Annotated in this window: 11 protein-coding genes; 8 read left to right on the forward strand and 3 right to left on the reverse strand. The window is 59.7% G+C overall.

Translation table 11 applies throughout. The annotated features are described in order from the left end of the window. Positions 1–37: 37 nt before the first annotated feature. Positions 38–2,068, reverse strand: a complete 2,031-nt coding sequence (locus QP995_RS00810) for an alpha-1,4-glucan--maltose-1-phosphate maltosyltransferase (protein WP_070595729.1) — start codon at positions 2,066–2,068, stop codon at positions 38–40. A 140-nt stretch (positions 2,069–2,208) separates the two neighbouring features. Here QP995_RS00810 and QP995_RS00815 point away from each other — a divergent pair, with 140 nt between their 5' ends. From QP995_RS00815 to QP995_RS00850, 8 genes are all read left to right on the forward strand, one after another. Further along, complete coding sequence (locus QP995_RS00815) at positions 2,209–3,045, forward strand: ABC transporter ATP-binding protein (protein WP_284852810.1); 837 nt, start codon at positions 2,209–2,211, stop codon at positions 3,043–3,045. A gap of 6 nt (positions 3,046–3,051) precedes the next feature. Beyond that, positions 3,052–3,891 carry an NUDIX hydrolase gene (locus tag QP995_RS00820; RefSeq protein WP_284852811.1) on the forward strand — a complete coding sequence of 280 codons (840 nt, stop codon included), beginning with the start codon at positions 3,052–3,054 and terminating at the stop codon, positions 3,889–3,891. Positions 3,892–3,946: 55 nt separating this feature from the next. Next, positions 3,947–5,131: a THUMP-like domain-containing protein gene (locus QP995_RS00825; RefSeq protein WP_284852812.1), complete on the forward strand. Its 1,185-nt coding sequence runs from the start codon at positions 3,947–3,949 to the stop codon at positions 5,129–5,131. 337 nt (positions 5,132–5,468) lie between these two features. Beyond that, positions 5,469–6,254, forward strand: a complete 786-nt coding sequence (locus QP995_RS00830) for an electron transfer flavoprotein subunit beta/FixA family protein (protein WP_048735284.1) — start codon at positions 5,469–5,471, stop codon at positions 6,252–6,254. A gap of 54 nt (positions 6,255–6,308) precedes the next feature. After that, the gene (locus QP995_RS00835) at positions 6,309–7,253 is read left to right on the forward strand and encodes an electron transfer flavoprotein subunit alpha/FixB family protein (protein ID WP_016422471.1); all 945 of its coding nucleotides are present in this window, start codon (positions 6,309–6,311) and stop codon (positions 7,251–7,253) included. A gap of 253 nt (positions 7,254–7,506) precedes the next feature. Further along, on the forward strand, positions 7,507–8,658 hold the full coding sequence (locus QP995_RS00840) for a cysteine desulfurase family protein (protein ID WP_502869787.1): 1,152 nt from the start codon (positions 7,507–7,509) through the stop codon (positions 8,656–8,658). A gap of 63 nt (positions 8,659–8,721) precedes the next feature. Then, positions 8,722–9,861 carry a tRNA 2-thiouridine(34) synthase MnmA gene (gene mnmA, locus QP995_RS00845; protein WP_284852814.1) on the forward strand — a complete coding sequence of 380 codons (1,140 nt, stop codon included), beginning with the start codon at positions 8,722–8,724 and terminating at the stop codon, positions 9,859–9,861. Further along, positions 9,858–10,910 carry a uroporphyrinogen decarboxylase/cobalamine-independent methonine synthase family protein gene (locus tag QP995_RS00850; protein ID WP_284852815.1) on the forward strand — a complete coding sequence of 351 codons (1,053 nt, stop codon included), beginning with the start codon at positions 9,858–9,860 and terminating at the stop codon, positions 10,908–10,910. The genes mnmA and QP995_RS00850 overlap by 4 nt, the downstream gene beginning before the upstream one ends. Positions 10,911–10,915: 5 nt before the next feature. Here QP995_RS00850 and QP995_RS00855 read toward each other — a convergent pair whose 3' ends face one another. Continuing rightward, complete coding sequence (locus QP995_RS00855) at positions 10,916–12,076, reverse strand: ATP-binding protein (RefSeq protein ID WP_284852816.1); 1,161 nt, start codon at positions 12,074–12,076, stop codon at positions 10,916–10,918. A gap of 139 nt (positions 12,077–12,215) precedes the next feature. Further along, complete coding sequence (locus QP995_RS00860; protein ID WP_049194088.1) at positions 12,216–12,884, reverse strand: 3'-5' exonuclease; 669 nt, start codon at positions 12,882–12,884, stop codon at positions 12,216–12,218. Positions 12,885–12,936 lie beyond the last annotated feature (52 nt).

The raw sequence follows: 12,936 nt of genomic DNA on the forward strand, positions 1-12,936 counted from the left end.
AGCGGCCCACTAACCCCGAAAGTTCCCAGCAAGCGTTCTAGCCCTCGTAGTCGGGTACGTCGCGCCAAGCCAACTTGTGGCGGAGCTTGACGTCGATTTCCGGCAGCTTGATGATGTGCGCAACGTTTTCCCACGGTGCCAGGCGGACGTAGTTGTCCTTGCCCCAGTTGAACTGGTTGCCGGTAATCAGGTCAGTGACATCCATGCGGTCGTGGTTGCGGAGCCCGATGCAATCCATGTCGAGGTGCACGGTAGCTTCCTGGGCATTCCACGGATCGAGGTTGAGAACAACGAGGATGGCATCGCCGGTGACCGGATCGAGCTTCGAGTAAGCCAGCAGGTTGTCATTGTCGATGTCGTGGAAGTGCAGGTTGCGCAGCTGCTGCAGAGCAGGGTGCTCCCGACGAATCTTGTTCAGCGTCGCAATGAACGGCTCCAGCGAGTTGCCGGTGGCCAGTGCCTGGTCGTAATCGCGGCTGCGGAGCTGGTACTTCTCGCTGTCGAGGTACTCCTCGGAGCCCTCCTTGACCGGAACGTTTTCAAACAGCTCGAAGCCGGAGTACATGCCCCACAGCGGAGACAGGGTTGAAGCCAGCGCGGCGCGGATGGCGAAGGCGCCACGGCCGCCCTTGACCAGGAAGTCATGCAGAATATCGGGGGTATTGACCCATAGGGATGGGCGAGCGATGTCCGCATGGCGGGTAATCTCCTTGCCGAATTCGGTCAGCTCTTCCTTCGTAGTCTTCCACGGGAAGTAGATGTAGGACTGAGTGAAGCCAGCCTTGGCCAGGCCGTAGAGGCGGGCCGGGGCGGTGAAGGCCTCGGCGAGGAAGATGACCTCCGGGTTGGTTTCGTGAACGGTTTCAATCAGCCATTCCCAGAAGTTGCCCGGCTTGGTGTGGGGGTTATCCACGCGGAAGACCTTGACTCCACGCTTGACCCAAAACTTCACTACACGCAGAACCTCTGCGTACAGGCCCTTGGCATCGTTGTCGAAGTTCAGCGGGTAGATGTCCTGGTACTTCTTCGGCGGATTCTCGGCGTAGGCAATGGTGCCGTCCGGCAGCACGGTGAACCACTCCGGGTGAGCCTTAGCCCAGGGGTGGTCCGGTGCACACTGGAGCGCTAGGTCGATAGCGACCTCGAGGTCGCGCTCCTTAGCAGCCTTGATGAATTCCTTGAAGTCCTTTTCGTCACCGAGGCTCGGGTGGATGGCGTCGTGGCCACCTTCTGCGGAGCCGATAGCCCACGGAGATCCGACATCGCCCGGTTCCGGGGTCAGGGTGTTGTTGCGACCCTTGCGATTGATTTCACCGATTGGGTGAATCGGGGGCAGATAGACCGTGTCGAAGCCCATGCGCTGAGCGCGATCAAGCTGTGCAACCGCAGTCTTGAATGTGCCGTGCAGCAGCTCGCCATTTTCGCCGTAACCACCGTTGGAACGGGGGAAGAACTCATACCAAGAGGAGTACAGGGCTTCGCGGCGGTCAACCTTGATCTTGCGGGTCTTTCCGCGGGTCAAAAGGTCGCGCACCGGGTGCGCCTGCAAAATGGCGCGGGTCTCGTCGGAAAGCGCGGCTGCAATGCGGGCGCGAAGATCGCCGTCGCCGCGCAGACCTGCGGCGATGGAGCGTAGGTGGTTGCGGTGGATAGCAGCGGCACCAGCGGCGGCGCGGTCGAAGAGAGCGGCGCCAATTTCTAGATCATTAGCGAGTTCAGCTTCGCTCTGACCGGCCTCGAACTTCTTGGTGATAGCGTTGCGCCACGTTGCCATCGGGTCGGACCAGGCATCAATGCGAATGGTCCACAGCCCCGGAACGTCTGGGACGAAGGTGGCATTGACCTGATTTGGATCATGGTCAGAAAAGTGCATTGGAATGCGCTGTGAGCGGGAAGCAAAAGCTGATTCCTTCGGCCCCTTGACGTTGAGCGTGGCGTTCATCGCGTCATGGCCTTCTCGCCAAATGACGGCAAAGGTTGGGACGACTTCACCCACTACGGCCTTCGATGGAGTTGCACCACCGTTGATTTGAGGACGGATGTCATCAATACCGATTCGACCAGTCATAAAAGACGTTCTCCTAATTGTCGGCGAGCTAGGTGAAAATCGAAGCAAAACCATCTCGAGTGAACTCGATTTGCTCTCTACCGAGGATAGATGAGAATGTCCAAGCGCACATTTGGGCAAAGTTAGGGCACCATGGATGTGTGGCTGAATTGGAAGAAGACTTTAACGAAGATTTGCTACTCGACTTTCGCGACGTAAACCTCATCCGTGGTGGCCGTACGCTGGTCGGGCCGGTCGATTGGCAAGTAGAACTTGACGAACGCTGGGTCATCATGGGGCCGAACGGTGCAGGCAAAACTTCTTTGATGCGCATTGCTGCAGCGGAGGAGTTCCCGTCTTCAGGGGTGGCCCATGTGATGGGCGAGCAGATTGGGCGCACCGACATGCGTGATCTGCGCACCATGATTGGTTTGACATCATCGTCGTTTGCTCACCGCATTCCCAATGACGAAAAGGTCGCGGACCTTGTTATTTCCGCCAGTTACTCCGTCCTGGGGCGCTGGCGTGAGACCTATGAAGAGATGGATTTCGAACAGCTCTCCGAGATTCTCGAGCGCATGGGTGCTGAGCATCTTGCAGACCGCACCTGGGGCACTCTCAGTGAGGGAGAGCGCAAGCGCGTGCTCATCGCACGAGCCATGATGGTCAACCCCGAATTGCTGCTTCTCGACGAGCCGGGAGCCGGACTCGACCTCGGCGGTCGCGAGGACCTCGTCGGTTACTTAGGCGAACTCGCACTCGACCCGGATGCGCCGGCGATGGTGATGATTACGCACCACCCGGAAGAAATTCCGTACGGCTTCACCCATGCGATGCTCCTCGACGAAGGCAATGTCATCGCACAGGGGCTTATTGACGACGTCCTGACCAGTGAGAACCTGACCAAGGCTTTCCACCAGGAAATCGTCGTCGATCGCATCGATGATCGCTACTTTGCGCGCCGGGCACGGCCTGCTGGAAAGCACCGGAAGAAGTAGACGCTCATGGCGGTTCCGACACCTGAAACCCCGAATACGCCCGCGTCGCCGAAACTGGCAGCGACCGTGTTGCTGCTCCGCGACACCCACTGCGGGCTCGAGGTCTACGTTCAAGAACGCGTATCCTCAATGCGCTTTGCGGCCAACATGACCGTGTTTCCTGGCGGTGGAGTAGACCGGCGTGATTTCCGAGCTGTCGCGAATGAGGTCATGGCCGTGACCGGACCGTCGGAAGCCGACCCCGAGTCGCGGATCGCGCAGGCTTTTAACGTCGGTCGCGCGCGGGCGCACGCGCTCACCTGCGCGGCCGTGCGTGAGACCTTTGAGGAAACAGGCACTCTGCTGGTTCGCGATGCTGGCGGTGAGATTGTCGCAGATGGCCACCGCTTCCACCGTCAGCGACGACAGTTGGAAGCCCACGAGTTGTCGTTGACGGATTTCCTTAGCAATGAAAATCTGGCGCTCGATGCCGAACTCGTCAGTCCTTGGGCTAACTGGGTGACACCCGAATCCAACCCCATTCGTTACGACACCTATTTCTTCCTCGCCGCGCTTCCCGACGGTCAAAGGGCCGACGGTGACACCTCTGAGGCATCATCTTCAGGTTGGTTCCGACCGACTACGATTTTGGATGGATGGCGCCGTGGGCTACTTGGCCTCATGCCTCCGACCTGGGCGCAACTGACTCGCTTGGACCGTGTCAGTACTGTGGCGGAGGCTCTCGAGGCGGCCAGAAACACTCCGGTGCGACGCACAAGTAGTGACTTCCTCGGGGAACCTTTTATGGATGAGTACTTTGCCGTTGCCACCCACATGGGGCATTTGCGCAAAGGTATGAATCGTTAGCCGACTACTCACCCCCCCGTTAACCGGCTGATCCCTAGTTGGAAGGAGATAACGAGTGTCCCTGTCCGCTGCAGAGGTGGCCGCTGTTGCTGCTCATCCGGAGTGGCTAGATGAGGCCGACCAGCTCGCGCTCACTAAAAAGTCTCTGATTGCAGACTCCGCGCATCTACGCCAACACTGTGGCGAGTTTGGTCGCGCGGTCATTGAAGTCGCGGCAGCTCGGCGTTCTGCGGTCAGCAAACTGCCAGGGGACTGGATCTTCTCTTCCGAAGCAGCGCAACAGGCCACGCCCTTTGTCGTCGCGCTGGCTCGCGCTCGTAGGCTTGCGCATCTCGGTGTCGAAGCAGTGGCCGATGTGACCTGCTCCATCGGTACTGAGGTGGCAGCAATTGACCACGAGGGCCTGACCGTTGTCGGGTCTGATCTCGACCTTGCGCGGCTGGCCATGGCGCGGCATAACGTCGGCAAGAACATTTTCGCGCAGGCCGATGCTTTGCAACCGGCCTTTGACGCACCCGTCATTGTCGCTGACCCTGCACGCCGCGCCGGTGGTCGCAGGATCACCAACCCGGAGGACTTGCTCCCGTCGCTGCCGGCGCTCATAGCCGCCTGGCCCGACAAAGAACTAGCTATCAAATGTGCGCCGGGCCTCGACTTCAGCGAGTGGAGCGGGGAAGTGGCTGTCACTTCGGTGGACGGTGCGGTCAAGGAGGCATGTCTATATACGCCGGGGCTGGTCGGAGTTACCGATGGGCAATCCGTAACGCGATCGGCGATGGTTATCCAGACCGTCGATAAGCACAGGCCGTTAGAGTTGTCGGCGGTGGACGTGCAGACATACGACGACACCATGCCTGACGACGTCGATGTGCGCGCTGCCGGCCGGTACATCATTGATCCGGATGGGGCGATTGTGCGCGCCGGGCTGGTGCGGCATTTTGCGGCGGCGCATGGGCTCTGGCAGCTCGATGAGCGGATTGCGCACGTCAGTGGCGATGTTTTGCCGCAGGGGATTGCCGGGTTCGAAGTTATTGAGCAAGTGGGGTTGAAGCAGGTTCGCAAGGCACTGGCAGCGTTGGATTGCGGATCGGTGGAGATTCTCGTGCGCGGCGTAGACGTCAACCCCGACGCGTTGCGCAAGCAGTGGAAACTTAAGGGCTCCAGGGCATTGGCGGTGGTTGTCACGCGCATCGGACGGAGCGCGACGGCGTTTATCTGTCAGCCCCGGGAGATCGGTTAAGGACCGCTTTACGACGGAAAACTGGTGGGGGTAGCCCGTTGGGGATCGGTGTTTGCTGTCGGCGAATACTGCGGAGACAGCTGCAGTTGATTGCGTACTATTAACGTCTGACATGCGGAAATGGCATGTTGGCGGGCAGGCTGTGCTCGTGGTGTAGAAAAAAATTTAAAAAAATAACGACATTGTTATCTGGATCACCTTCGCATTGGCGATAGGTTCTGTTATCTTCAACACAGACGACCTAGAGCGTGGCCTGGTTCACTTTATTGTGAGGCGGCTTGCGAAGTAAGGTCAGATAAACGTTCACCAGTAATCAACCAGTAAGGACGACAGAAAAATGCCGAACATCGTGGTTCTGGTCAAGCAGGTTCCGGACACCTGGTCCGAGCGTAAGCTCACCGATGACAAGTTTGTCCTCGATCGTGAGTCTGCAGACGCAGTTCTCGACGAAATTAATGAGAACGCTGTTGAGGCTGCCCTGCAGCTGAAGGAAGAGCACGGCGGAAACGTTACCGTCGCAACTGTTGGCCCGGATCGTGCCATCGAGGCACTGCGCAAGGCTCTGTCCATGGGTGCAGACGACGCCGTCATTCTTTCGGACGACGCACTTGAAGGTTCCGACGCTGTTCAGACCGCATGGGCTCTGTCCAACGTCATCGACACTCTCGAGGATGTTGACCTCATCGTCACCGGCAATGCCTCCACTGACGGTGGCACCGGCTCCGTCCCGGCTATCCTCGGTGTCTACCGCGACCTGCCGGTTCTGACTCACCTGCGCTCTGTCGCTATCGAAGGTGACTCCATCACCGGTGAGCGTGAGGTCGAAGACGGCATCTACCAGCTCAAGGCATCCCTGCCGGCAGTCGTCTCCGTCACTGAGAAGGCTAATAGCCCGCGCTTCGCATCCTTCAAGGGCATCATGGCCGCTAAGAAGAAGCCGGTCACCGAGCTGACTCTGGACGATGTTGCTGCTGAGGCAGAGCAGGTTGGTCTCGAAAACGCTGCTACCGGTGTCACTGGCTCCACTCCGAAGCCGGCTAAGACCGCTGGTGAGCGCATTAACGATGAGGGAGACGGCGGCGCCAAGCTGGCCGAGTACCTCAAGGCTCAGAAGTTCATCTAAGGCGCTTGACGCGAATAGAAGACAAATAGAGATACAAGTAGGAGAAAGATCACTATGACCGACGTCCTCGTTCTCGTCGAGCACGCAAATGGCGAGCTGAAGAACACCACCGCTGAACTGCTGACCGCTGCTTCCGCATTCGGCACCCCGGCCGCAGTTGTCGTGGGTACCCCGGGTACCGCTGCTGGCTTCGCAGACACCCTGGCCTCCTACGGCGCTGGCGAGATTCTCGCTGCTGAGTCCGACGATGCCGACAAGTACCTGATCACCCCTGAGGTTGACGTTCTCGTCGGCCTGGCCTCCGAGCGTGAGGTTCCGGTGCTGGTTTCCGCTTCCGCAACCGGCAAGGAAATCGCTGGCCGCGTCGCTGCGCTGACCGGTTCCGGTCTGCTGTCCGACGTTGTTGCTATCAACGATGACGCTTCCGTTAAGTACTCCATCTTCGGTGGCGAGTACATCGTTGACGGTGTCGGCTACGGCGCATCCCCGGTCTACGCTCTGCGTCCGGGCTCCGTTGACCCGGAGGAGAAGTCCGGTTCCGCTGACGTTACCGAGATTGCATTCCCAGAGATCGGCAACAACGCTGTCGAGATCGTTTCCTTCGCACCGGCTGAGGGCGGCGACCGTCCGGAGCTGACCGAGGCTAAGCTGGTTGTTTCCGGTGGCCGCGGTGTCGCATCCGAGGATGGCTTCAAGAACGTTGTTGAGCCGCTGGCAGACGTTCTCGGCGCAGCTGTTGGTGCTTCCCGTGCTGCTGTTGACGCTGGCTACTACCCGGGTCAGTTCCAGGTTGGCCAGACCGGTAAGACCGTTTCCCCGGACCTCTACGTTGCTCTGGGTATTTCCGGTGCTATCCAGCACAAGGCAGGTATGCAGACCTCCAAGACCATCGTTGTGGTCAACAAGGACGAAGAGGCTCCGCTGTTCGAGATTGCTGACTTCGGTGTCGTCGGTGACCTGTTCGACGTTGTCCCGCAGGCTATCGAGAACCTGAAGTAATACGCACTTGCCTTAAGGCTGCTAGTTGCGTAAGGCTGCTGGCCGAGAGTCAACTCGGCTAGCAACTACCCGCTCGGGGTGGGCACAGATTTCCTGTCTGTTCCCGCCCCGAGCATTTTTTTGGTCCTACTCATCTGTTCGTGCAGACAGTGAGGTTTAACTATGGCGGATAGTGAGCATAAGGCGCACGCAGCGTTATACTGCCTGCATGCTTAATGACCACATCGTTGCCGCTCCGGACGAGAAGAGTGAAATGAAGTCTGCTGCGAAGACCCGTTACTTTGTGGATCATGCCGCGACTACACCATTGCGCCCAGAAGCGCGCACGGCAATGGTCGAGAACCTAGGTCTGGCCAACCCCTCGGGGCAGTACGCCACCGCACGCATTGCGAAAAAGGTTCTGGAAGAGTCCCGAGAAGAAATTGCAGAGCTGCTCAGTGCCGATCCCATCGAGGTAGTTTTTACTTCCGGTGGAACTGAGGCCGACAATCTAGCGATTTCAGGCCTGTACTTCAAGGCCTCTGGCTCGGACATTGTGGTTCCACCAATCGAGCACGATGCAGTGTTGAAGACATGTCACCATCTGGAAAAGGAACACTGGGCCAAGATTGTTGAGGCTCCTGTAGGTGCTGATGGTCGCGTTGACATGGTGCAGTTCCCGGAGATTAGTCGGCAGAACACCGCGCTGGTGACGTGCATGTGGGCGAACAATGAGACCGGCACCATCCAGCCGGTGGAGGAGATTGCCAAGCGGGCGAAGGAGGCTCGCGTGCCTTTCCATATCGATGCTGTGCAGGCAGCCGGACATCTGCCAATTGATTTCCACGCAAGTGGCGCCACTACAATGGCCATCTCCGCGCACAAGTTCGGCGGTCCCCGTGGGATTGGGGCGCTGCTTGTTCGTCGTGAAGCGAAACTTACCCCGCATAACAACGGCGGCGGGCAGGAACGCGGACTGCGTTCGGGCACGCAGGACGTGGCGTCGGCGGCGGGCATGGCGGCAGGACTGCGCGCGGCGGTGGACGCGATGGCGGCGGACAATGAACGAATCCGCGGTCTGACGCAGCAGCTCATCAGGGCAATCGCGCACATCGACGGTGCGATTATCCACACCAGCGAGCTCGCTTTGCCGGGGCACGTCTACGCCAGCTTCCCGGGCGCGGAGGCCGATAGTTTGATCATGCTGTTCGATGCGGCGGGAATTGACTGCTCTACGGGATCGGCATGTAGCGCGGGCGTTAACCGTCCCTCGCACGTGCTGATGGCGATGGGCGTTTCGGAGCCGGAAGCGCGGTCGTCGATTCGTTTTACGCTGGGGTACACCTCGACGCAGGCGGATGTCGACGCCGTCATTTCGGCGCTGCCGGAAACGGTCGAGCGGGCGCGGCGTGCGGGCATGGCTTAGTTTTTGCCCCGTGGTGGTACGGTGACACGTGCACAAAATCTAGAGGGGAAAGGTTGCAACGCAATGCGAGTTCTTGCAGCAATGAGCGGTGGTGTGGATTCTTCCGTGGCTGCGGCGCGTGCATTGGCCGCAGGTCACGAGGTCGTCGGCGTGCACTTGGCGCTGTCGAAAGATCCGCAGTCCGTTCGCGCCGGATCCCGCGGCTGCTGTTCGCTAGAGGACTCCGGCGATGCCCGCCGCGTCTGCGATGAGCTGGGCATTCCTTTCTACGTCTGGGATTTCTCCGAGCGCTTCAAGGAAGAGGTCATGGATGACTTCTACGACTCCTACGAGCGCGGCGAGACGCCGAACCCATGCCTGCGCTGCAATGAACGCATCAAGTTCGCCGCTCTACTAGAGCGCGGCATCGCGCTCGGCTTCGACGCTGTGGTCACGGGGCACTACGCTTTGCTTGGCGACGACGGCCTGTTGCGCCGCGGCCGCGATGCGAAGAAGGACCAGTCCTATGTCCTGGGCGTGCTGGATCGCAAGCAGCTGCAGCGCTCGATGTTCCCGGTAGGAAACACCGAGAAGCCAGAGATTCGTGAAGAAGCCCGCGGGATGGGACTAGGCACCGCCAACAAGCCGGACTCTTACGACATCTGTTTCATCCCGGATGGCAATACCAAGGCGTTCCTGGGCGCGAAGATTGGCCGTCGCCCGGGCACCATTGTGGATAAGGAAACTGGCGACACCGTCGCTGAGCACGACGGTGTCTACGGTTTCACCATTGGTCAGCGCAAGGGGATTGGCCTGGCGGGGCCGATGCCGGATGGCAAGCCGCGCTATGTCACCGGCATTGATGCAGAGACCGGCACGGTGACAATCGGCACGGCTGCGGACTTGAATGTCAACGTGCTCGAGGCCGACCGTGCCATCTGGCTGGCCAACCCGGATGAGGTACTCGCTGCCTCGGAGGCCGGCAAGCTGCAGGTGCAGGTGCGTGCGCACGGTCGCCCCATCGACTGCCGCGTTGAAGTGCTGGCAGGACCTGACGATGACGTCACCGGACGCGGTGGCGCCTTCCGGCTGCACCTGAGCGGTCCGCTTCGTGGTGTCGCTCCTGGTCAGGCCGCTGTTTTGTACCACACTGACACCGCGGGCGACTACGTGCTGGGCTCCGGCACGATTGTCTCGACCGCCCGTGAAGAGGACTTGTCGTGACCTCCTTTGTCGGCCTTGGCCCGATGCCGGGCCGCAATCCACACGAGGCGGCAGAGATTATCATTGGCGAATGCCTGGAAGGCCACGTCACGCTACCGACGTTGCCCGCCCGTGGGTTCGGCGCCGATGCCGTCGGTCGCACGGCCGCCCTCATGGCTGACCTCGTCGTCGACAGGGGAGCGCGCTCCTGGAAAGTCGCCGACCGTCGTGGTCGCGCGAGTGCCTTGGCCACTGATTATCTCCACCGAGACATCGACGCGTGCGAGGAAGCGTGGGGACGCACCCCGCAGAAAATTCGCCTGACCGCTCTCGGCCCATGGACGATGGCGACTTCGGTGGAAAATGCCGCAGGCCATCTCATCGCCGTTGACCGCGGCGCCGTGAAGTACTTCGCGCAGTCGTTGGCCGCGGGATTGGCTTCCCACATCGCCGATGTCCGTCGGCGTTTCGACAGCGACATCGAAGTACTTCTGGCAGAACCCGCACTCGGCGCAGTCGTACAGGGCAAAATCAAGGCCCCGTCCATGCTGATGGGCAACGCGGGTTATCTCCCCGCCCAGGGGCACCGCGAGATCGCGGAGATCTTCCTTGAAGTCACAGGGCCGCTGCGTGACGACGAAATCGAAGTGACCATCGCGCTGTCGAGCCCCGATGGCCTGGCTGTTCAGGCCTTGGCGGATTCCGGTGCGGCCGGAGTGTGGCTACCTCGCAAAGAACTGACCACCACGCAGCAACTGGATTTTGCGGCTGCCGTGGTCGGTGCCGATATGTCCCTGGAGCTGGGTATTGTGCCAGTGACGGTCACGGAGCGAGAAGAGCACACGGGCGTCCCGGTGGCGACACCGGCTCGAGCACTCGCTGAGCAAGCAGCGCTGTTCTGGGATGAGCTGGGCTATTCGCGCCTACAGATTGCTGAGAGCCTGAATCTGGCGCCGATGGGCGGCTTTGCTGCCAGCTCCAATGAAGAAGCACAGGCGCAACTCGGCGCAGGCCGTAATGCCACGGAACTTCTTCGTCGGGCAGCCGGTGACTTGGCTCGCGACGAATAGCGACCTTATTCCACCAGCGTATTGAGGTAGTCGGCGAAGTAGGGAAGTGTGAATTCCACGTATCCCGTCGACGCTGACACAATCAACTCGCGGTAAATCAGGTCATGGCGAAGCTGTGAGATGCCAGAGAGTTTGCGTCCCATGGTCTCTGCGATGGCGCTCGTGGCCACGGGCTTTCCATTGGGGGAGAGGCGCGCCATCGCTTTGAGAAAATCAATCTGGCGAGGTGGCACTTTCCGCAGGCTGGGCGCATGAACTTGCAGCCCGATGCGGCGGATGGATTCCGCTGCGGCATCCGAGACATGCTGAGCGGTAATGGTGTCCGAGTGGGCCAACCTGGCCTTAGCCCAAGCGACTGAGCCAATGGTCTGTATGAGATACGGGTAGCCGTGGCTGAGTTCAGCGGCCAGCTCGACGGCATCCTCGGTCATCGCGCGTTCGCCGAGTTCTGCAGTTCTGCGAATGATGTCCTTGGTGGTCTCCAAGTCCAATCGGCCCAGAGACACGCGCTCGGCACGGCGTAAGAATGTTGCGCCCTCTAGCTGGAGCAAGTCTTCGATACCGCTGGGCAGCCCGGCTGCGACAAAGGCAATCTCCGCATCGTCGCGATTTAGGTCCTGGATTGCATGGGCAATTTCGTTGAGCTGTGCGGGGTCTGCACTTTGAACCTCGTCGAGAGTGAGCAAGATGCCGGATCCCTGTGGCATGAGGAGAGCCGAGAGATCCTGAAGTTGGCTGAGCAGATTCCTGCCGGGCTCGGGCTGAGAAGTGCTGACTTCCGTCTTAAACCCGCCAATGCCGGCGATGGACAGGCCGGTGAGGTGACGGCCCTTGCCCATCGGTGCACTGTCAATGGCACTGAAAGTGCGCGGAGTGTTGACATCGGTGAGTTCAGAAATCATTTCAGAGCCGATGTGAGCACGCAGCACAATCCATCCCAGTTGCTTTGCTGCGGCTTCAAACTCGTTGAGAAGTACCGTCTTACCGATTCCGCGGGTACCGGAAATTAGCGCGGTTCGCCAGGGATTACCGGGGCCTTCCGCCAGAGCCAGCTCAAACGAGTCCAGCTCGACATCGCGCCCACCGATGATGGCCGGGGATCGGCCGAATGTGGGGTGGAAAGGATTGCGTGGGATGGAGATGGCCTTGTCGCCGCGAGTGGTCACGCATCAATCATAGCAATGGATAATCCACATCAGCTTGGATAACTTGGATATTCCGCCGAATTTTGGATATTCGATTTCCATTGGATAATCACAAAACTCTGGATATTGGGAGAGCCGGGGAGGGTGAGGGGGCCGCTGCTCAGTCCATCGGCCACCCGAAGGTGAAGTCCGACGTATCCTTACCTTTTTCGGTCAGGTACTGCTGCAGGTTCTTCTTGTACTGGTAGTACGCGACGGCCTGCAGCTCCATCAGCTCTTCTCCCGATTTTTCGGTTAGCTCCCGGTAGTGGCGCGCCATCACCCATGCGATGCGCGCAGCCGCCAGAGCATCTTCGGTGGCATCATGTGCCCCGTCCAGGCGCACCTGATAATGGCGGGAGACATCAGTCAATGTGCGTTTTTCACGACGTTCCGGATCAAAATAGTGGTCCAGCACAAAGGGGTCGACGACGAGGCCGTCAACGGTAAAACTGGGATCCTGCGAGCGCAGTACCGTCAGATCATAAGCCGCGTTATAGGCCACTACGGTCAGACCATCGCGCCAGGCAGCTCGAAGGCCGGCAATGGTATCCGCTAGCACTTCATCGTGCGGGCGCCCCTCCGCGCGAGCTTTTTCAGTGGTGATGCCATGCACATCAGACGCAGCTTGCGGAATTTCGACACCGGGATTAGCGAGCATGATGGTGGAATCTTTGCCCTGCTCAGTCAGTCGGACCAGTGCGGAAGTGACAATCTTGCAGGTGCGAGGATCCGTGCCGGTAGTCTCCAGATCAAACGCGAGCATGCGTCGCGGATCGAAATTATGCATGTCTCAACTGTAGCGGAGAGTGCGGATTCGCTGAGGGGCAGGAACAAGGTCA

The organism is Corynebacterium sp. MSK032 (assembly GCF_030232065.1).
In the GTDB taxonomy this organism is placed as follows: Bacteria; Actinomycetota; Actinomycetes; order Mycobacteriales; family Mycobacteriaceae; genus Corynebacterium; species Corynebacterium jeikeium_D.

Excerpts from the sequence above, each read along its gene's own strand:
- mnmA (WP_284852814.1), top strand. The coding sequence starts at position 8,722 with ATGCGAGTTCTTGCAGCAATGAGCGGTGGTGTGGATTCTTCCGTGGCT.
- QP995_RS00860 (WP_049194088.1), bottom strand. The coding sequence starts at position 12,884 with ATGCATAATTTCGATCCGCGACGCATGCTCGCGTTTGATCTGGAGACT.
- QP995_RS00830 (WP_048735284.1), top strand. The coding sequence starts at position 5,469 with ATGCCGAACATCGTGGTTCTGGTCAAGCAGGTTCCGGACACCTGGTCC.
- QP995_RS00840 (WP_502869787.1), top strand. The coding sequence starts at position 7,507 with ATGAAGTCTGCTGCGAAGACCCGTTACTTTGTGGATCATGCCGCGACT.
- QP995_RS00835 (WP_016422471.1), top strand. The coding sequence starts at position 6,309 with ATGACCGACGTCCTCGTTCTCGTCGAGCACGCAAATGGCGAGCTGAAG.
- QP995_RS00820 (WP_284852811.1), top strand. The coding sequence starts at position 3,052 with ATGGCGGTTCCGACACCTGAAACCCCGAATACGCCCGCGTCGCCGAAA.
- QP995_RS00810 (WP_070595729.1), bottom strand. The coding sequence starts at position 2,068 with ATGACTGGTCGAATCGGTATTGATGACATCCGTCCTCAAATCAACGGT.